22 protein-coding genes are annotated in these 19583 nt (G+C 59.1%); 13 read left to right on the top strand and 9 right to left on the bottom strand.

Translation table 11 applies throughout. The features are described 5' to 3' along the window. The first annotated feature begins 259 nt into the window (after nt 1–259). The 3 genes from FZX09_RS03075 (at nt 260) to FZX09_RS03085 (ending at nt 4936) form a co-directional block, all read left to right on the top strand. A complete protein-coding gene (locus FZX09_RS03075; RefSeq protein ID WP_226399883.1) occupies nt 260–604 on the top strand; it encodes a hypothetical protein in 345 nt (114 codons plus the stop codon). 506 nt (nt 605–1110) lie between these two features. After that, the gene (gene mfd / locus FZX09_RS03080) at nt 1111–4689 is read left to right on the top strand and encodes a transcription-repair coupling factor (protein WP_226399884.1); all 3579 of its coding nucleotides are present in this window, start codon (nt 1111–1113) and stop codon (nt 4687–4689) included. A 79-nt stretch (nt 4690–4768) separates the two neighbouring features. Then, on the top strand, nt 4769–4936 hold the full coding sequence (locus FZX09_RS03085; protein ID WP_226399885.1) for a hypothetical protein: 168 nt from the start codon (nt 4769–4771) through the stop codon (nt 4934–4936). A 1-nt stretch (nt 4937) separates the two neighbouring features. Here FZX09_RS03085 and FZX09_RS03090 read toward each other — a convergent pair whose 3' ends face one another. From FZX09_RS03090 to FZX09_RS03105, 4 genes are read right to left on the bottom strand one after another with little or no spacing between them, the layout of a single operon-like run. Then, entirely contained in the window at nt 4938–6287 is a 1350-nt protein-coding gene (locus FZX09_RS03090) for a S41 family peptidase (RefSeq protein WP_226399886.1), read from the bottom strand. Between the two features lie 34 nt (nt 6288–6321). Beyond that, nucleotides 6322–7518, bottom strand: coding sequence for a (E)-4-hydroxy-3-methylbut-2-enyl-diphosphate synthase (gene ispG / locus FZX09_RS03095; protein WP_226399887.1), 1197 nt, complete (start codon nt 7516–7518; stop codon nt 6322–6324). A gap of 5 nt (nt 7519–7523) precedes the next feature. Further along, a complete protein-coding gene (locus tag FZX09_RS03100; RefSeq protein ID WP_226399888.1) occupies nt 7524–8102 on the bottom strand; it encodes a uracil-DNA glycosylase in 579 nt (192 codons plus the stop codon). Continuing rightward, nucleotides 8099–8500, bottom strand: a complete 402-nt coding sequence (locus FZX09_RS03105; RefSeq protein WP_226399889.1) for a VOC family protein — start codon at nt 8498–8500, stop codon at nt 8099–8101. Before FZX09_RS03105 ends, FZX09_RS03100 begins: the two co-directional genes overlap by 4 nt. 86 nt (nt 8501–8586) lie before the next feature. Between FZX09_RS03105 and FZX09_RS03110 the strand changes: the two genes are divergently transcribed. Genes FZX09_RS03110 through FZX09_RS03135 form a run of 6 tightly spaced genes read left to right on the top strand, consistent with a single transcriptional unit; the run spans nt 8587 to nt 13847 of the window. Continuing rightward, nucleotides 8587–9765: a pyridoxal phosphate-dependent aminotransferase gene (locus tag FZX09_RS03110; RefSeq protein WP_226399890.1), complete on the top strand. Its 1179-nt coding sequence runs from the start codon at nt 8587–8589 to the stop codon at nt 9763–9765. A gap of 27 nt (nt 9766–9792) precedes the next feature. Further along, complete coding sequence (locus tag FZX09_RS03115; RefSeq protein WP_226399891.1) at nt 9793–10716, top strand: putative selenate ABC transporter substrate-binding protein; 924 nt, start codon at nt 9793–9795, stop codon at nt 10714–10716. Further along, entirely contained in the window at nt 10713–11417 is a 705-nt protein-coding gene (locus FZX09_RS03120) for a phosphonate ABC transporter ATP-binding protein (protein ID WP_226399892.1), read from the top strand. The genes FZX09_RS03115 and FZX09_RS03120 overlap by 4 nt, the downstream gene beginning before the upstream one ends. Next, a complete protein-coding gene (locus tag FZX09_RS03125) occupies nt 11396–12943 on the top strand; it encodes a phosphonate ABC transporter (protein ID WP_226399893.1) in 1548 nt (515 codons plus the stop codon). The genes FZX09_RS03120 and FZX09_RS03125 overlap by 22 nt, the downstream gene beginning before the upstream one ends. Continuing rightward, nucleotides 12940–13626, top strand: a complete 687-nt coding sequence (locus tag FZX09_RS03130; RefSeq protein WP_226399895.1) for a GDSL-type esterase/lipase family protein — start codon at nt 12940–12942, stop codon at nt 13624–13626. The genes FZX09_RS03125 and FZX09_RS03130 overlap by 4 nt, the downstream gene beginning before the upstream one ends. A 53-nt stretch (nt 13627–13679) precedes the next feature. Further along, nucleotides 13680–13847 carry a hypothetical protein gene (locus FZX09_RS03135; protein ID WP_226399897.1) on the top strand — a complete coding sequence of 56 codons (168 nt, stop codon included), beginning with the start codon at nt 13680–13682 and terminating at the stop codon, nt 13845–13847. Between the two features lie 3 nt (nt 13848–13850). On the opposite strand, the gene FZX09_RS03140 is transcribed toward FZX09_RS03135, so the two are convergent. Further along, nucleotides 13851–14015, bottom strand: coding sequence for a PCP reductase family protein (locus tag FZX09_RS03140; RefSeq protein WP_226400346.1), 165 nt, complete (start codon nt 14013–14015; stop codon nt 13851–13853). 113 nt (nt 14016–14128) lie between these two features. On the opposite strand from FZX09_RS03140, the gene FZX09_RS03145 reads away from it, so the two are divergent. Then, nucleotides 14129–14854, top strand: a complete 726-nt coding sequence (locus FZX09_RS03145) for a sigma-70 family RNA polymerase sigma factor (RefSeq protein ID WP_226399899.1) — start codon at nt 14129–14131, stop codon at nt 14852–14854. Here the strand turns inward: FZX09_RS03145 and FZX09_RS03150 are convergent, their stop codons facing one another. Then, the gene (locus FZX09_RS03150) at nt 14855–15574 is read right to left on the bottom strand and encodes a TIGR00297 family protein (protein WP_226399901.1); all 720 of its coding nucleotides are present in this window, start codon (nt 15572–15574) and stop codon (nt 14855–14857) included. 86 nt (nt 15575–15660) lie between these two features. Between FZX09_RS03150 and FZX09_RS03155 the strand changes: the two genes are divergently transcribed. Continuing rightward, on the top strand, nt 15661–16092 hold the full coding sequence (locus tag FZX09_RS03155; protein WP_226399903.1) for a hypothetical protein: 432 nt from the start codon (nt 15661–15663) through the stop codon (nt 16090–16092). Here FZX09_RS03155 and FZX09_RS03160 read toward each other — a convergent pair. Continuing rightward, a complete protein-coding gene (locus tag FZX09_RS03160) occupies nt 16082–16813 on the bottom strand; it encodes a 16S rRNA (uracil(1498)-N(3))-methyltransferase (RefSeq protein WP_226399905.1) in 732 nt (243 codons plus the stop codon). The genes FZX09_RS03155 and FZX09_RS03160 overlap by 11 nt on opposite strands. Continuing rightward, nucleotides 16806–17255: a DUF3531 family protein gene (locus FZX09_RS03165; RefSeq protein ID WP_226399907.1), complete on the bottom strand. Its 450-nt coding sequence runs from the start codon at nt 17253–17255 to the stop codon at nt 16806–16808. The genes FZX09_RS03160 and FZX09_RS03165 overlap by 8 nt, the downstream gene beginning before the upstream one ends. A gap of 41 nt (nt 17256–17296) precedes the next feature. Here FZX09_RS03165 and FZX09_RS03170 point away from each other — a divergent pair, with 41 nt between their 5' ends. Both FZX09_RS03170 and hslO read left to right on the top strand, forming a co-directional pair. Next, nucleotides 17297–17935 carry an ABC transporter ATP-binding protein gene (locus FZX09_RS03170; protein ID WP_226399909.1) on the top strand — a complete coding sequence of 213 codons (639 nt, stop codon included), beginning with the start codon at nt 17297–17299 and terminating at the stop codon, nt 17933–17935. 15 nt (nt 17936–17950) lie between these two features. After that, nucleotides 17951–18868 carry an Hsp33 family molecular chaperone HslO gene (hslO, locus tag FZX09_RS03175; protein ID WP_226399911.1) on the top strand — a complete coding sequence of 306 codons (918 nt, stop codon included), beginning with the start codon at nt 17951–17953 and terminating at the stop codon, nt 18866–18868. Nucleotides 18869–18875: 7 nt separating this feature from the next. On the opposite strand, the gene FZX09_RS03180 is transcribed toward hslO, so the two are convergent. After that, entirely contained in the window at nt 18876–19571 is a 696-nt protein-coding gene (locus FZX09_RS03180; protein WP_226399913.1) for a CPP1-like family protein, read from the bottom strand. Nucleotides 19572–19583 lie beyond the last annotated feature (12 nt).

A 19583-nucleotide genomic window follows, 5' to 3' on the forward strand; every position in this document is an offset into this window, starting at 1 on the left:
TTGACGTCCCAATTTGCTTGAAGAGCTTCCTTCAACCTCAACGTTTTGAATCTTAAACTTGCCAAAGTGACACGTTGCCTTCGCGATAGATCCAGGTATGGAAGATTCCACACTTGTTGTACGGCAGCTGATCAACGAACTTCGGGATGACATATCCGAAGCAGGCCGTGAACTGAGAAATCGGAACGCTTGGGATCTTCAATGCCCCATCGTCATCATTGACGCCCGGACCGAACCGTATCGGGTTGTTCGAACGTCGGTGCGCGGAATCACCGGTGCCATAGCCACCAGCAACGTGATCGACGATCCATTGATGCGGTCTTTTCTGGAACGCTTCCGTGAGATTGGAGCTGATCGAGCGCAGGAGGAATTTCTGCAAGGTCCAGAGGCAGAACGCTTCGCGGAACTCTGGGACTTCTACACCGACGAAGCCCAACAGCAGGGTTTGGCGGTCTGGTCCCACAGTGACGCCGCCAAATTTGTGCTCAAGTCGAAAACTTGTTTTGACGATGGTCAGTTGGCCTGTGTGGCCATCACTTCCGCTGACCATCGTGATGCCCACGAGGTGCTCACCTTTTCAGTGGATGCCTGCTGGTTGTCTTGAGATTCCGCTTGGTCTCAAACACACCAGAGATCAGGAACGGATCAGTTGCACAACTACCAAAAGCGCTGACGCTGCCAATGGCCAAAGCAACCAAGTCAGCTGAGGCACGGTAAGCGCGAACGCTATCCCGATCACAAAGAAAATCAAAAAACGGCCGAGAGTCATGAACGCACCAATACCGACGTATTGAACCGAAAACATCGCTTTAGGCCAGTTTTTCGGGCCTCGATCTAGGAGCTGGTACTGGAGTGAACAGGATGGGGATTGACGAGGCCACGAGAACTCCACCAACAGTGAGCAACACCAGCAGCGGGATGGGCCGGACCAGCGGCTGACGCTGTAGCGGGGACGCGCAGCTGGAGCAGAGCGGAATCAGACCTTTGGGTGGATGCAACACCAAGGCCGGGCCGCAACAGCAGGACGGGCAGCGATAGCGCGGCATCGACCGGTGAAACGCAACTGCTGGCACCTTATTGCGAAGATTATGGATTGCCGAGGCCTGCTCCATGCCGCTCCGTTCCCTGGTGACCAAGTTGCAGGAAACTGCACTCACCGGTGAGCTTGATGAGCGCTCAAGCCGCACTGAACGTCTGTTGATGCGCGGAGCTGGTCGTTGCAGCCGCGCTCTGGTGGCGAGTGCGCTGTCACAACGACGTGGTGCACCTCTGCTGGTGGTAGTGCCGACGCTTGAGGAAGCAGGGCGCTGGACGGCGTTGCTGGAATTGATGGGGTGGAACCAAGCCGGCTTATACCCCACCAGCGAAGGCTCTCCCTATGAACCTTTTGACCCCACAAGCGAAATCACCTGGGGGCAACTTCAAGTTCTGAGTGACTTGCTTGGGGATCCCGACGCGTCGTCCTGGGCAATCGTGTCCACAGAACGTTGTTTGCAGCCTCACCTTCCCCCTCCGGATGTTCTGAAAACGAAGACGCGCACGTTGCGCAAAGGGGATGAGGTTGATCTGGAAATTCTTGGTGAGACCCTGGCTCAACTTGGCTACGAACGGGCCACCACCATTGAGCAGGAGGGGAGCTGGAGCCGTCGAGGCGACATAGTCGATATATTCCCGGTGAGCAGTGAGCTGCCTGTTCGACTCGAATTTTTCGGGGAGGAACTCGACAAGCTCCGGGAATTCGATCCCGCTAGCCAACGCTCACTGGACCCCGTCGATGCCCTTCGACTAACACCTACAGGTTTTGGCCCTCTGATTGCAGACCAGCTCAGGGAGACGATGCCCGATGGACTGGAGCAATTGCTCGGCGCTGACGAGACAGAGCAACTTCTGAACGGTGGAACGCCGGAAGGCATGCGCCGGCTGATGGGGCTCGCCTGGGATCAACCCGCTTCGTTACTTGACTATCTCCCTGACACCACAACGGTGGTAATTGATGAACGACGCCACGGCTTGGCCCACGGACAACAGTGGCTCAGCCATGTGGAGGAACACCACCGCGACATGGCTGCTGAGGCGGGCCTGGATGAAGGCGAACGTGATCAGCTCTGGCCAGCAGTTCTGCATCGTGGGATTGAATCTGCCTATGGACTGACGGAGGTCTTCCATGGCTTTGACATGGCTGAACTGCTGGAAGTTGACCAGCATCCCAACAGCTTTGACCTTGCAAGCCGACCTGTTCCGGCTTATGCCAACCAATTCGGAAAGCTCGGGGAACTGATCAAGGGGTTTCAATCCGACCGCACGGCGGTTTGGTTGGTGTCTGCTCAACCAAGTCGAGCGGTTGCTCTTTTAGAGGAGCATGACTGCATCAGTCGGTTTGTACCGAATGCCGGCGACAGCAATGCCATTGCCCGACTAATTGAGCAGAACACCCCCGTCGCGTTGAAGGTGAGGGGCACAGCCGAACTTGAGGGCTTGCAGCTGCCTGCCTGGAGGATTGCGCTGGTCACCGACCGTGAATTCTTTGGCCAACAGAGACTTAGTTCCAGTGGTTATGTGCGACGTCGCCGCAAGGCAGCAAGCCGCACAGTTGATCCCAACAAGATGCGACCCGGCGATTTCGTGGTGCATCGGAACCATGGCATCGGCCGCTTCAAAGCCATGGAAAAACTCGCGATGTCAGGCGACATCCGCGACTACCTCGTCGTGCAGTACGCCGACGGAATCCTTCGGGTCGCCGCCGATCAACTCGGCAGTCTGGGGCGTTACCGCGCCACGAGTGAAACACCCCCGCAGCTCAACCGTATGGGTGGCACAGCCTGGAACAAGGCCAAAGAGAGGGCCAAGAAAGCGGTCCGCAAGGTAGCCCTTGATTTGGTGAAGCTCTACGCGGAGCGGCAACAGGCTGCCGGTTTTGCCTTCCCAACAGACGGACCCTGGCAGGTGGAAATGGAGGAGTCGTTCCCGTACGAACCAACGCCGGATCAACTGAAGGCCACGACCGACGTGAAACGGGACATGGAACGGCAAGAACCGATGGACCGACTGGTGTGCGGTGACGTTGGATTCGGCAAGACCGAAGTTGCGATCCGCGCGATCTTCAAAGCCATCACCGCCGGAAAACAGGTGGCGATGCTGGCCCCTACAACGGTGCTGGCTCAGCAGCACTGGCGCACGCTCTCGGAACGATTCGCGCCCTATCCGATCAAGGTGGCTCTGCTCAATCGTTTCCGAACAGCATCGGAACGAAAAACCATTCTTGATGGGCTGAAGCAGGGAACCATCGACGCCGTGGTGGGAACCCACCAGTTGCTCAGCAAAGGAGCGTCCTTTCAAGAGCTAGGCCTGTTGGTGGTGGATGAAGAACAGCGCTTCGGTGTGAACCAGAAGGAAAAGATCAAAGTGCTGCGAAAGGATGTAGACGTGCTCACCCTGTCGGCAACGCCGATCCCCAGAACCCTCTACATGAGTCTTTCGGGGGTGCGAGAGATGAGCCTGATCACCACACCACCGCCGCTGCGCCGTCCAATCAAGACGCACCTGGCATCTCTTGATCCGGAGGCGGTGCGCAGCTCTATCCGCCAGGAATTGGATCGTGGGGGCCAGGTGTTTTATGTGGTTCCCCGGGTGGAAGGAATCGAAGACGTAGCCGCGGGACTACGGGAGATGCTGCCTGGCCTAAAGCTGTTGGTGGCTCACGGTCAGATGGCCGAAGGGGAGCTGGAGAGCGCCATGGTGGCGTTCAACGCAGGCGAAGCCGACGTGATGCTTTGCACCACGATTGTGGAAAGCGGCCTGGACATTCCGCGTGTCAACACGATCCTGATTGAAGACGCCCACCGTTTTGGCCTTGCCCAGCTTTATCAACTGCGGGGACGTGTCGGCCGCAGTGGGATTCAGGCCCATGCCTGGTTGTTCTATCCCGGCAATGGATCGCTAAGCGACACTGCACGTCAGAGGCTTCGCGCCATTCAGGAGTTCGCCCAACTGGGCAGTGGTTATCAGCTCGCCATGCGGGACATGGAGATCCGTGGGGTCGGCAATCTCCTCGGCGTGCAGCAGAGCGGCCAGATGGAAACCATCGGCTTTGACCTTTACATGGAAATGCTTCAGGAATCCCTGGCTGAAATTCAGGGTCAAGACATCCCCAGCGTTGAAGACACGCAGGTGGACCTTTCCGTCACGGCCTTCGTGCCTGCGGACTGGATCACTGATCCCGATGAAAAAATCGCGGCCTACCGAGCTGCAGCCGACTGCCTGACGGCCGAAGCCCTTGTGGAGCTGGCTGCCGGTTGGGCCGATCGCTACGGAGCGCTGCCTGCTGCCGTGGTGTCACTTCTGCAGCTCATGGAACTCAAACTTCTGGCGAAACGGTGCGGGTTCTCGAGGATCAAACCGGAGAAGCCCAACATCGTGCTTGAAACTCCCATGGAGGAACCGGCGTTCCGTTTGCTGCGCCAGGGGTTGCCCCAGCACCTGCATGGCCGATTGGTGTATCAGGCCGGAAGCGGCATCCAACACAAGGTGATGGCCCGCGGTCTTGGTGTTCTCCCCATGGAGAAGCAACTGGAGCAGCTGATGGAATGGCTCCGTTTGATGGCTGCCCAGATTCCCGATGCCGAAGGCAAAACCGAGGCACAGCGGCAGGAGGAGCTGCTTAACAAGAACGCAGAGGTGGTTCAGGTCTGAAGCCTGAACCCAATTCTGAGAAAAACGTTACCAACCACGCAATTCTTCGTTACATTGAGCGCAGAGAAATCCTTTGGACATGGGTGAATTCGTCGAGTTCAGTGCTGGTGGCGTCTCTCTGGAACTGATCAGCGGCGTTTTTTGTGCCACCGCAATCGGTGTGTACGCCCTGTTCCAACCCGACGCCTCAGACGATGACGACTCCAATGGTGGCGGCGGCGGCGGACTGATGCAGCCGATCTCCTGACCTACCGCAGCGCGTAGCTGAGGTTGGCTTGGCCCGGCTGATACGTGTTGCCTGCCTGAATTTTTTTCAACTGTTTCACCAGAGTTCCCTCAGCCGTCCTGTATTGGCTGTCTCTCTCGGTTCCCAAGTCATCAACCGAGAAGTTCTTGAGCTCTTTCTCCGACATCGCTGCGTTTATGTCCGGTTGGATCCCGTTCTTGTGGATATCGGTTCCCTTAGGCGTCAAGTATTTGGCGATCGTGACCGTAAAACCTGATCCGTCGGCAAGGCCTCGAACGGCCTGAACCAAGCCCTTGCCAAAGGTCTTCTGACCGACGAGCTGTGCACGGGAATTGTCCTGGAGTGCCCCTGAAAGAATTTCGCTGGCACTGGCAGATCCTTGGTCAATCAGCACCACCAGGGGTTTATCGGTAATCGCGCTGCCGGTGGCGCGCCTCACATCGCGGATTCCTTCCCGTGTTCGAGTGCTGACGATGGTGCCTTCATTGAGCCATTGGCGGGCGATGTCCACGCTGGCCTCGAGCAATCCACCGGGATTGCTGCGCAGATCGAGCACGTAGCCCTCAGCAGCCTGTGATTCCAGATCCTTGATAGCCGCACGCATCTCACGCGTGGCGTTGGCATTGAATTGCTTGAGACGGATGTAGCCCACCTTGCGGCCGTTGGGTGCTGTGTTGAGCATGGCCTTCACGGCATGAATCTCAATGCGCGCCCGTTTCAGCGGCACATTCAGCACCTGACCCTGGCGCCTGAGTCCCAGCACCACATCGGTGCCCTCCGGACCTCGGATCAACTTGACGGCGTCCTCAGTGGTCATGCCTTTGGTGGAGGTACCATCGATGGACACAATCACATCCTTGGGCTGAACTCCCGCACGGGATGCAGGGGTGCCCTCAATCGGGGAGATAACGATCAGCTCCTTCGTGTCCTTGTCCAAACTGAGCTGGATCCCCACGCCCATGAGCTCACCCGAGGTGTCGATCTGCATCTCCTTGAACTCCCTCGGATCAAGAAAACGCGTGTAGGGGTCATCAAGGCTGGCAAGCATGCCGCGGATCGCCTCGTAGGACTCGGCGCTTCCCCCATAGGAGTTGCTGAGCAAATTGCTCCGCAATTGGCGCCAAGTGGTTTCGTCGTAAGAGCCCGTCGAATCCAGGTAATCGCGATAAACAATTTGCCAGACCTGATCAATTACCTCCTTGGGGCTGTCGTGAATGGATCCGCCGGAGGCCGATGGCAAGGAAAAGCCAGGTGAACTAATTCCCATGGCGGTGACCACACCGCCAACGCCGAGCATCAGTAGCAATGGAGTTGATCGAACCAAAGATCGCAGGCGCTGACTCCGAACCATGGCCCTTTAGGACTGATTCTTCAGGCTAACGAGATCAGGCTGGCTCAACCCATCGTCCGTCCTCTTTGATCAACTGGATCAGAGCATCAACGCCTTCGGCCTCAGGGACCTTGCGAATTTCATCACGACCGCGATACAAAGCAATGGTTCCAGGCCCTTTACCCACGTAACCGTAGTCAGCATCTGCCATCTCTCCGGGACCATTGACGATGCATCCCATCACGGCAACGTCAAGACCCTGCAGATGATTAGTGGCATCCCGCACCTTATGCAGCACCTCCTCGAGATTGAACAGGGTGCGACCGCAGCTGGGGCAGGCAACGTATTCGACCATGGTCTTGCGCAGACCCAGGGATTGAAGAATCGAATAGCAGACGGGAATTTCCTTTTCAGGGGCCTCCGTCAGCGAGACCCGGAGGGTGTCTCCCAACCCATCGGCCAGCAGGGTGGCGATGCCTGCGGTGCTCTTGATCCGGCCGTAATCACCATCACCGGCTTCGGTCACGCCCAGGTGGAGCGGGTAATTGAAGCCTTCCTTGTCCATGGTGTCCGCCATTAGGCGGTAGGCCGCGAGCATTACCGGAGCACGCGACGCCTTCATCGAAATCACGATGTTGTGGAAATCAAGCTCATGGCAGATCCGCACAAACTCCATCGCTGACTCGACCATCCCCTGAGGGGTGTCGCCGTAAGTGAACAGCATCCGCTCCGCCAGGGAGCCATGGTTCACGCCGATTCGAAGCGCCTTGTTCTGATCCCGCAGCAGGGTCACCAAGGGCTCAAACGTTTCACGGATGCGCCGGCCGATGGCAGCAAATTCTTCTTTGCTGAACTCCTGCCGATCGGGATCGGGCTTGTCGAAAACAAACAGGCCGGGATTGATCCGGACTTTGTCGACATGCTTAGCGACTTCAAGGGCGATTTTGATGCCGTTGTGGTGGACGTCCGCCACCAGGGGAACCATGCAGCCCTGCTCTCGAAGTGCGGCACGAATTTTCGCCATGGCCTTCGCATGGCCAATCGAAGGCGTCGTCACCCGAACGATTTCGCATCCAGCTTCCACAAGCCGAAGGATCCCTGCGACGGACCCATCTATATCGAGGGTGTCCTCGTTGATCATCGACTGAACAACGACAGGATGCTCACTGCCGATCGGCACATCACCCACCATCACGGTGCGGGTCACACGGCGATGGATCTTGGTGTCGTAACGCCGATCCAGGGCAGTCATGAAGCTCAGTTAGAAGCAGAACAAGGCTCGCACAGGCGCTGTTGGACTGTGGCGAGATCCCGACGGGTCAGATCGAGGGGCGCTCCAGCTGCTTTAGAGGGATTGCGCAGCAGATATGAGGGGTGAAAAATCGGCATCACCGCACGTTCATTCCAGCTCTGCCACTGACCACGAAGCTGGGTCATGCCCCCCTTGATTCCAAGGATGGCTTCCACAGCGGTGGCTCCCGTCAGCACGATCACCTTTGGATCAACGGCCTCCAGTTGCAGGTCAAGCCAGGACCGGCAGGCGGCCAACTCAGCTTTTATTGGTCGTCGGTTGTTCGGGGGGCGGCATTTGATCGCATTGCAGATGTAAAGGTCATGCTCGGGATCCAGATCCACGTCCCGCAGCAGCTGATCGAGAGCACGTCCTGAACGACCAACAAAGGGAACGCCCTGAGCATCTTCCTGAGCCCCTGGTGCTTCGCCAATCAGCATCAGATTCGCGTTGGGATTGCCGCGGCTGATCACGACGCTCTGTCGAGTGCTGGCAAGCTCACAGGCTTTACAGGAACTGCAGTCATCCAGGTTGGAGCCGGTCATGAGATCGAAGCGCCAGAGTCCAGGGGAGCCAGAAGCAACAGGGCATTGCCCTCCGGATCGTGGATCCAGGCCTCAGCACCAAAGGGCTCAAGCCGCACATCCTCCAGAATCGACCCACCACACTGCAGGGCGTTGCTGAGCAGCCGCTCAAGCTCAGGCAGGGGGGCCTGAGATGGGGGGAGCCTCAAACAGGGGGCCAGCGCTCGCCCACGGGCAGGGAAAGGGCGCCGGCGTGATGGGCTGTAAATCTCAAGCTGGCTGCCATCGCTGAATTGAACGATGCAGTGGTGGTCTGCCACCCCAGGATTCAACTTGGCTTGAAACAGCTCGCAGTAAAAGCCCGCCAACTTGGCGCTGTCTTTTGCAGCCAGGACCCAGCTGATCTGTATCGCATTCATCGGCGCTGAGAAATCACGGTTGTCTGCGACACCATCTGCGGCAGGATGATGACGTTTTAAACGCACCGCGGGGAGGTGCGTTACCGATGCCGCGCCCGCCAGAACTTTCCGACCGGGCTGTCGCCCTGAAACCGTCTCTGACGCTGGAGATCAGCGCCAAGGCCAAAGCTCTGCGCGACAGCGGCAAGGACATCTGCAGCCTCAGTGCTGGTGAGCCGGACTTTGCGACGCCTCCATTCATCGTTGAAGCAGCCCAGCGCGCTCTGGGATCCGGCTTCACCCGTTATGGCCCCGCTGCGGGGGACCCTGATCTTCGTGCTGCTCTAGCCCACAAACTGAGCGTCGAAAACGGCATCCCAACCCAGACGGAGCAGGTGCTTGTCACCAACGGCGGCAAGCAAGCCATCTACAACCTGTTCCAGGTTCTGCTCAATCCCGGCGATGAAGTGCTGCTGCCGGCCCCCTACTGGCTGAGCTATCCCGAAATGGCAGCCCTGGCTGGGGCTAGCACCAGGATCATCCACACCAAAGCGGAGGAGGGCTTCCGTCTCAACCTCAATCTGCTGGAGCAGCAGATCACCCCACGTAGCCGACTGCTGGTGATCAATTCACCTGGCAACCCCAGCGGCCAGGTGATGACACAAGCCGAACTTGAGGCACTGGCCGCATTGGTGGGCCGTCACCCCCAGCTGATGGTGATGAGCGATGAGATCTATGAATATCTCCTGGCCGAGGGTCAGCAGCACTGCAGCTTCGCAGCCGTCGCCGAAGAGATCCGCTCGCGCTGCTTCACCGTGAACGGCTTTGCCAAAGGCTGGGCAATGACCGGCTGGCGCCTCGGTTATCTGGCTGGAGATTCTGCCGTGATCAAGGCCGCTTCTGCTCTGCAGAGCCAGAGCACCAGCAATGTATGCAGCTTTGCTCAACGGGGGGCCCTGGCGGCGATCGAAGGACCCCGAGATTGCGTGCGCGAGATGGCCATCAGCTACAACCACCGACGCGCGCTGCTCACGGAAGGGCTACAAGCCCTGGAGGGCATCACCCTGACGCCCCCTCAAGGGGCTTTTTACGCCTTCCCTCGTCTGCCAGATGGTGTGCCCGATTCGATGGAGTTTTGCCGGCAAGCCCTGGAACAGGAAGGTCTGGCGATGGTTCCAGGCCTGGCCTTCGGCGACGACCGCTGCATTCGACTCTCCTGTGCCGTAGCGGATGAGACGATCAACGATGGACTAATGCGACTGAAGCGACTGCTTCGTTCCTTCTGATCCAATCTGATCACTTCCAATTTCTGAATGGCTGTAGGAAAACGCAAGGCCGTGGTGGCCTTCGGTTTGATTGCCGGCCTCGCCCTCACGGCCAGTGTTTCAAGCTGCGGAGCACCCCAGAACAAATCCAAACAGGCTGTTCTACAGATTGGGGCCATCCCCGACCAAAACCCTGAGAAACTGAATCGCCTCTACGGCACTCTGTCGGAGGAACTGAGCGAGAAGCTTGATGTTCCTGTGCGTTATGGGCCGGTGAGCAACTATGCGGCGGCGGTCAGTGCCTTTCGCACCGGCAGTCTTGATCTGGTTTGGTTCGGTGGACTCACCGGTGTGCAGGCCAGGCTGCAGACGCCTGGAGCCCGTGTGCTGGCGCAACGCGACATCGACGCCGAATTCACCAGTGTGTTCATCGCCAATGGGGCCAGCGGCTTGCGCCCCTTCACCAGTGCCGACCAACTGGTTGAGTTGAAGGGACGCCGATTGGCCTTTGGTTCGGAGAGTTCCACCTCTGGCCGCCTGATGCCCCAGTTCTTCATGGGGGAAAACGGCGTCAAACCTGAGGATCTGGCGGGGGGCGGACCTGGCTTCAGCGGTAGCCACGACGCCACCATTGCGGTGGTGCAAAGCGGTGCCTACGAGGTGGGTACCTTGAACGAACAGGTCTGGCGCAGCAATATTGCAGATGGCCGCGTGGATCCCGACAAAGTGTCGGTGATTTGGAGGACACCGCCCTACGTGGATTACCACTGGGTTGTACGGCCAGGTCTGGATGACCGCTTTGGCGCTGGTTTCACCAACAAACTTCAAACCGCGTTGCTGGACCTCTCGGCAGAGACCGAGAACGGCGCAGCAATTCTTGAGTTGTTCGGTGCAGAACGCTTCATCCCTGCCAAAGACGAGGACTACGTGTTGATCGAATCGGTGGGTCGCCAGCTCGGAAAAATCCGTTGACGGCACTGCTGGAGCTGCACCAGGCCTGCTTGGGACAACGGCTCCAACCGATCAGCCTCACCCTTCGTGCTGACCAGAGAGTGGTTTTGCTCGGTGCCAGTGGCGCCGGCAAAACCACGCTGCTGAAGCTCTGCAACGGGGCCTTAAGACCCGATGCAGGATCCGTGCGTTGGTGTGGTCGCTCCCATCAGCAGCTATCGCGCCGGCAACGGTGCCAAATCGGCACCCTCTGGCAGGACCTGCGTCTGGTGGAGGAATTGAACGTCATTCAAAACATCAACAGCGGTGCCCTGGGACGCCATGGTCTGCTCTGGGCAATTCGAAACCTGCTCGCTCCCCTAGACAAGAACAGCTGTCTTGCGCTGATGCACCAGGTGAAACTGGAGGCCGATTTGCTTGAACAGCCTGTACGAGAGCTGTCCGGAGGCCAGCGTCAACGGGTTGCTCTGGGCCGTTTGTTGCATCAGCAACCAGAACTGGTGCTGGCGGACGAACCCCTCTCCGCCCTTGATCCCACACTCGCCGAGGACGTTCTCAACACGTTGCTTCTGTCGCCGGGCTGTCTGATCAGCCTGCACCGACCGGATCTGATTCACCGGTTTGATCGGGTTCTGGGGCTCCGTGATGGTGCCCTGGTAATCGATGCGGCTCCGAACACCATTCATCGGGATCAGTTGGAATGGCTCTACGCATCCGCCTGACACCAGCCCTGCCGCTGATCCCATTGCTGCCGGGCCTGAGTCTGCTGGGTGTTCTTTCCGTGCTGTTACGCGATGGGCACGGAGGAGGTTTTGCTCTTCTGCAACAGTTCGCCGCTGGGGCCGTGCAGCCCTCAGTTGATCCGATCGTGCTGGGCAGTTTGCTCAACGGACTCCAGATCACCCTGGTGATCGCAGTGATGTCCTGGGGTATCAGCAGCCTTCTCGGCGTCGGTCTCGGCCTTCTGAGTTCAAACACGTTCTGGAAGATCCTGGCGGGCGTGCGTTGGCCTGCAGTGGTCTTGCGCCGTTGGCTGGCCCCCTTGCGAGCTGTGCATGAACTGATCTGGGGTCTTTTGCTGCTGCAGGTCTTCGGACTGAATGGCTGGGTTGCTGTCTGCGCCATCGCCATTCCCTACACAGTTCTGATGGCGCGGGTCATTGCCGATCAGGTGGATTGCCACGTTTCACCGGCCATCCCCGTCCTCAAAGGAGCCGGCGCGACACCATGGGCAGTGATGCTCACTGGGCTTGCCCCTCCGCTGACAAAACCGGTCAGCGACCACATCGGCCACCGCCTCGATTGTGCGCTTCGTTCAGCATTGATTCTGGGCGTTTTCGGCCTCGGGGGACTCGGCACAGACCTCAGCCTCAGCCTGCGCTCGCTTCAATTTCAGGAGATGTGGAGTGGCCTCTGGTTGCTGGCCATCACCATGGTGGTGCTCGACCGATTGCTGCGCACGCTGCGCTGTTGGTCACCCGTCCTGATTTTTCCTGTGGTCATTGCCAGCCCAGGGCTCGCCCTCGGCTGGGGAACACAGCTGGATCTGCAGCTAGCCATGCCTGTGGCTGTATGGCCTGTGGAGTCGTGGTCGACGGTGGTATGGAACCTCATCGAAGGATCCGAGGGGATCAATGCTGCCCTTGAGATCTCCTGGCCAGGGGTGATTGGAGCGACGGTGTGGATCACCCTGATCGCCGCTTGCATTGCTACCGGACTACCACCACTGCTGATGTTGATCTGGCCCAGCCGTGCCAGCCTCCACCTGCAGGGGGTGGTGTGGGGAGCGTTGCGACTCATCCCGGCGCCTCTCACCGCGTTGCTACTGCTGATGCTGGCCAAACCGAGCATGGCCCTGGCAGGTCTGGCCCTAGGGCTTCACCACAGCGGTGTGATGGGTCGGGTCCTGATGGACGACATCCGCAGCACGGGATTGCGTTCCGGTCAGACCATGAAGGCCTGCGGGGCCTCCCCCCGGGTGAGCTGGCTTTACGGGCCCTTGGCGGATGTGAGTCGCGCCTACCTCACCTATGCGACCTACCGATTGGATGTGATCTTGCGTGACACCGCCATCATCGGAATGGTGGGTGGAGCAGGCCTCGGCTGGCAGCTCATGGAGGCACTCAGCTCCTTTCATTGGTGGTTGGTGCTCTGGATTGTGCTGATCTCCGCGGTGCTCACGCTGCTGGGTGAGACCCTGGGGGAAAGACTTCAGGGGATCTGGAATAGCCGAGCCATGGCCTTATGAGCGGTGCGAACAACGTCCCCCGTCAGCTGATCGTTCTCGGGGACAGTGGCGTGCATGGTTGGGGTGACCGTGAAGCGGGTGGTTGGTGCCAACGACTCCGCTTGCGCTGGATGAATCTGCCCAGCGTTCCAGTGGTGTATCCCCTTGGCGTGCGCGGCGACGGCTTGGAACGCGTGGCCGCTCGCTGGCGCAGCGAGTGGTGCTGCCGCGGCGAACTGCGTCGCCAAACACCGGGTGGGCTTTTGCTCAGTGTTGGGCTGAATGACACCGCCAGAGTTGGCCGAATTGACGGCAGGCCTCAACTTGATGTGGAGGCCTTTTCGTTCGGCCTGGGGCAACTTCTCAATGAGATGACCCAGGAGATGCAGGTGTTTGTGCTGGGCCTCACAGCAGTGGATGAGCATGTGATGCCCTTTGCCGGCTGCCTTTGGTACGCCAACAGCCAGATCGCGGCAACAGAAGCAGTGATGGCTGAACAGTGCCGTGAGGCTGATGTGCCTTTCCTGCCCATGCATCGGGAGATGCAGGAGCAGTCCGACTGGTTGACCTGGATGGAACCCGATGGAATCCATCTCAATGCCGATGGCCACCGCTGGCTGGACAAGCGGTTGGATCAGTGGGCACCTCTGCGGGAGTGGGCCGGTCTTGCTCGACACAACACATCAACACCTATCAGCATGTAAAGGAGCCCCCAGGAGCGATTAATGTGTGGCTCTCCTGACATTGGTGATCAGACTTGGGACCTGACCGCTCTGCAGAACGTGCTGCCGGCCACCCTCCAGCCCAGCGCAAAACCACGCTCAAGTGGGACGAAAACGGTGAACTGACCGCTCTCGATATGGCACGCATCATTGACCGCTTGACCCAGCCAGAACTGCAGCGCTGCGATCTGGATCCCTCCTGAAAATCAGCTTGGCGCCATCGCCTGCTTCGCGGACTGGTAAAACCCAAGATCGATGTCGGCACGTCCTTCTGAATCCGCCATCGCTTCAACCCGTTTACGTACAGCGGGCCGAACAAAGAACGGAACATCTTTTTTAAGTGCTGCTAGGGCCTCTGGTTGCCAGTCCATCAATCCAAAACCGATGCACCCATGATCCGGCACAAAATTGCCGAACTGCGGCACCTAAGGGCCAACCGGTCAGAGGTTGATTGTTGAAACGTTGGATCAGTTGCACTGATCCCTTGATTTCTAAACCTCACCTGCGCCATGAGTACCGACGCGGGCTTCCGCCCTCCATTGCACGGCGGAATCAGCAGGCTCTCAAGCACCTTGGACTGGCCCACTGCGCGGCCCGTCGCCAACAGCAACGCGGACCCGAAGAGTTCGACGACCTGCTGCAGGAGTCCCGTGTTGGTTTGATCCGTGGCCTTGAACGGTTTGATCGACAACGAGGCGTACACCCCAGCAGCTATTTGCTTTCGCGGGCCACCGGTCAAATCCTCCACTACCGCCGCGATCGTTCTCGCACGATTCGGATTCCGTGGCAGTTGCGTGATCTCTACGCAGCAGGGATGAAGATCCAACGTGAACGCGAACAGAACCAGCTACCGAACCTCAGCGACCAGGAGCTTGCAGCCAAAGTATTGGTGCGACCGGAACGCTGGGCCTCCGCCGTGCAAAGCCATGGGGCCAGCCAGGTCGCTGACCTGTTTGCCTGTCCTGGAGAGCCAGCAATCCTCTCTGCAGAGGATGAACACCTGGACTGGTTGAGGAGCGTGCTGCACCAAGTGGAGGGCAAAACCGGCATGGTGCTGCAGGCCCACCTGATCGAAGGCAAGAGCCTCAAGGATCTGGCTCAGGCCCTGAAATGCAGCCGCTCATCCCTGCGCTTTTATCTCAATGAGGAGCTGGAACTCTTACGGCGATGGGCCCACCGCGATGGTTTGATGCCATTCCATACCAGCTGATCAAAGCGCGATCAGCAGCATCGCCAAAACTGCGGCCAACAGGGTCTGGAGAGCATTGACCAGCTCGTTGCTCAACCAGGCCACGCGGTCCTGCACCAGAGCGCCGAGCAGGCTTTCCCCGAGGGTCGCCACCAGACCAACCATCATCACCAACACAGCCACAGGCCACGAGGGAATCAGTTGCAGGGCCAGCATCACCAGGCTCATGGCGATGCTGCCGGCGGCACTGGCCAGGGTTCCTTCAAGGCTGATGGCTCCCTCAGTACCTGGTGGAACCACGCGAAGGCTGGTCATCAACACCGTGTTGCGACCGAAACGTTTGCCGATTTCACTGCCGAAGGTGTCGGCCAACTTGGCGGCGAAACTCGCAGCAAAGCCAACCAACAACAGTTCATGGGGCTCAACACCGGCACCAATGAGCAGTGCCAGGAAAGCTCCAACTGCAGCGGAACCCCAGACATTTTCAGGACCGCGCTGACCACCGCGGGCTTCAGCAAGGCCCCGGTTTTGCTTGTTTTGAAAGCCGATCTTGGTGACCAGACTTCCAAGGCAGAGGTAAGCGACCACAGCCAACCAGCCCGACCAACCCAAACAACCCCAAAGAATCGTGCCCAAAGCAGCCGCATGGACCCAACCCTTCCGGGTGAGCACGGTTGTCCGCTGCGCCAGTGCAATCAAAACCGTGTTCACCAGCAGAGCCTGAATCCAGAGTGCGGACATCACACCGTGTTGCAGTGCTCTAAGCATCTCCTGCCTGCGGCCATTGCAGAGGGAGAATCGGGTTCGTTCGTTCTCTGGTCGACCGGATGGTGTTCAACCGCAACAAGGGCTTTTTCCTCACCCTGGATGACTCCGCAGCGCCGGCCACCCTTGAGCTGCCTCAACAAAAGCCTCCCGCAACCGAAGAAGCGAAGTTCGAGGAAGCTGTCGTTGCTGCAAGCGCCGTAGCAACACCTGTCGCACCTTCCGAACCTTCAGCTGTTTCCAAGCCTTCAGCCACTGAGGCCGTTGTGGAATCCAAAGCTGAATCCAGCACTCAGCCCGCAGACTCACTCACCACTGCAGAAGCCATCGCTGCCGACCTGGCTGCGGCAGAGGCAGCCCGCCCAGCCGTGACTTACTCCACTTTTGCACCCGTCAACCTGATGCCCGGTGGCGGACTGCGCCAGCGCAGCCGTCGGCCTGGAGCAGCTCTGAAATCCTTCCGGGGTATCGCTCAGGATCTGTTCAAGAGCTGATCAGGCCATCGCGCCAACGAACCAGTTCAACCGCACCTGCCACGGCTGCTGTTGAACTGCGGAGGATGGTTGCTCCCATCCGCACAGGCTGGACCCCTGCATCGGCGAAGAGGCTCTGCTCTGCTGAGGTCCATCCCCCCTCAGGACCGATCACCAACCAAGTGGGCTGAAGAGGATCGCCCTGTTGGCGCAAACATTGATCCAATGATGGAGCTGCCGTATCTCGGGTGACCCCGGCAAGAGGCAGACCTTCCACCGCTCCGATCCATTCGGAAATACCGTTCAGCTCTTGCAGCTGCGGCATCCACAAACGCTCGCACTGCTCCACCGCTTCACGAATGATCGTGGTCCAGCGCTCCGGCCGATGATCGGCCTGGGGAACACAGCGATCGCAGCGCAAGGGCTGAATCCGATCAATACCGAGCTCACAAGCCATTCGAACAACCTCATCCATCCCCCGCCGCATCAAGGCCACGGCTAAGCCCAGCTGAGGTTCTGCCAATGGCTCGATCTGCTGCACTGGCCTGTCGAGCGCAAGCAACTGCGGTTCCACCAGGGTTGCGAGCGTGAGGCGGCCGCAACCATCGGTCACATCCACTTGCTCGCCACAACGCAAACGCAATACCCTCCGCAGATAGTGCTGCTCTTCGGTGTTGAGCAGAACCGAACCACCCACCTCCAGGCGATCCGGCGACAGGAGTAGACGCCGGCGTTCAGCCACCTGCAGGGAAAACGCTGTCGGGATGATCTTCGACCGGCCAATTTTCATTGACACCACCAACGACCAGCTCCTCGAGCTGAACCACGTCAGAGTCCAGTTGACGCAGAGCATTAATCAAGACATCAATGGCGACACCATCTGACGTACCGAGATCCACCCAGCAGCGTCCCCATTCGTTCTGATATTCGAGCTGTCCCATGTTGTGCATCAGGGCGGGCATCGCCGACTCAGCCCCATCGTTCTCGTAGGCCATCCAGCTGAGATCGGAGCCAGCGTCATGAACCTGCAGGTTTTCTGCATTGAAACCGCCCAAACGCCCGATCACGTACCAGCTGTCGAACACACCATCCACGTAATTTCGCTCCCCCTGGCTGGGGGGTTCCGAGAAACGGATCCATAACCAGCAATTAAAGGGGTCGACTTCACGAAAACGAATGTCCATGGGGTCATCGCGACACCTTCATCATCGTTCAAGCTGATCGCATGCTCGAGCTCTCAGGAATCACCTATGCACCTGCGACGGCTGGCGCACCCATCCTCGATGGCATCGGTTTTCAGACGCAGAAGGGACGGCCGCTGCTGATCGCTGGCGCTAGCGGATCCGGAAAGACATCGCTGCTGGAAATCATCAGCGGCTTGGCGTCGGCCAAATCCGGCAGCATCCGCTGGAATGGCACCGCGATGAAACGGCGGCAGCTGCGCTGGCTTTGCGGCTTCGTCTTCCAGTTTCCCGAACGCCATTTTCTCGGGCTGAGCATGGCTCAGGAACTGCGGCTGGGCCATCGCCGGCTCGGTCATGAGCGCGAACAGAGCGTTCTCGAACGGGTTGGCCTCTACAACATCTCCTCTACAACAGCTCCTGAACGACTGAGCGGCGGGCAGCAACGGCGGCTTGCCCTAGCGGTGCAAATGCTCCGCGGCGCTGAAGTGCTCCTCCTGGATGAACCCACCGCAGGGTTGGATTGGTCGGTGCGACGCGACGTGCTTGAACTGCTCGCCGGCCTGGCTCGTGAACAGGTGTTGATCGTGGTCACCCACGAACCTGAGCTGTTTCAGGACTGGGACTGCCAACGGCTGCGTTTGCAGGGCGGGCGGCTCGATCCGATGACTACATTGCCCTGAGCTTCCGAAGGGGACATGGCCGACCGGATGGTTCGCGCAACCGCAGCCGCAGGTGGCATCCGGTTGGTGGCGGTATCAACAACCAACATCGTGCGTGAGGCGAGGGAACGCCATGGGCTGTCGTTCCTCACCAGCGTGATGCTCGGACGGGCCATGGCGGCTGGACTGATGCTCGCGAGTTCGATGAAGGTGCGCCACGGCAGGGTGAATCTGCGCCTCGGCTCCGACGGACCGATCAAGGGCTTGATGGTGGATGCCGGTCGCAACGGAACAGTTCGTGGCTACGTCGGCGAGCCGGCCCTCGAACTTGATCCGATTCAGGATGAAGCCGGACACTTCAGCTTCAATTTTAAAGAAGCCGCTGGCACCGGTTACCTCCACGTGATGCGTGACGACGGCAAGGGCGAGCCCTTCAACAGCACCGTTGAGCTCGTTAGCGGAGGCATTGGTGAGGATGTTGCCTCCTATCTGCTCCACTCAGAACAAACCCCATCAGCTGTGTTTGTGGGAGAGCAGGTGAACAGTGCCGGCATCCACGCCAGCGGTGGCCTACTGGTTCAAATCCTTCCCAAAGCAGCGGAAGAGCCCGCCCTGGTGGAGCTGATTGAACAACGTTGCCGCGAGATCACTGGATTCAGTCAGCGGCTGGCTGCAAGTGGAGACCAGCTTGAAGATCTGCTTCAGGATGTCTTCCCCGACCTTGATCCCAAACCTCTCGACGACGCTGAGGCTAGTCAGGAGCTTCGTTTTTTCTGTCCTTGCAGCCGTGAACGCAGCAAGGCGGCCCTGCTCCTGCTGGGAAGGGACGAACTCACCGACATGCAAGACAAAGATGGTGGCGCGGAACTGACCTGCCACTTCTGCAACAACCGTTATGACGTGAGTGCTGCCGAGCTGCAGGAACTGATTAACGCCCTACCGTCGGCTGCCTGACTGAATTTCAGGCCAGGAACAGAGCTGCCGCCCAGAGCAGCAGAGCAGCAGGCAGGGATTGAATCTGCAGAGGACTGAGAGCCAGCTGCTCAAAAGCAGTCGGAGAGAGCGCCAGGTTCAACAAAGAGCCCACCGCCAAGCCGATGCTGAGCACCAGCAATGTCCAGCCGAGGGATGCCAGTGGTCGCCGGCCACGGCGAACCTGGCTGAGAAACACACCGATCGTGGCCAAAGCAAGCACCAATTGGATGCTGCCGGCAGACACCAGCAGCAGAGCAACACCGATGATCCCCGCAATGATGCGCACGGAACGCCCCTGCCCTTCCACCAGAGCCCAGTCCGGCTTAAGGCCGGAGAGAGACTGGGAGGGATCAGGCAACTTGCTGCGGAGACTCGCCAACACATTGCCTATCGGTGCCTGTGCTGGCAACGAGGGCATTGATCCTGCGGTCGCCTCAAGCTCCGATGCGGTCGCTGCAGCAGCACTCACCTGACCTTGCTGCCGGTCCCGAAGACGAGCCATCAAGACGGCGTCGTAGGCCGCCTCAATCTTTGCCAGGGCCTGATCATCCCCGGAAACCTCGGCTAGGCAGCGCGCCTTCGCCGACTGAACCTGTTCAAACCCCGCATCACGGCTCAGGCCGAGACGGGCAAATGGATCATCTGCGTTTGCATCGGGACCAGATTCACCCAGGGCTGCCATTGCGTCGATTGG

The organism is Synechococcus sp. MU1643, from assembly GCF_020514095.1.
Classification (GTDB): domain Bacteria; phylum Cyanobacteriota; class Cyanobacteriia; order PCC-6307; family Cyanobiaceae; genus Parasynechococcus.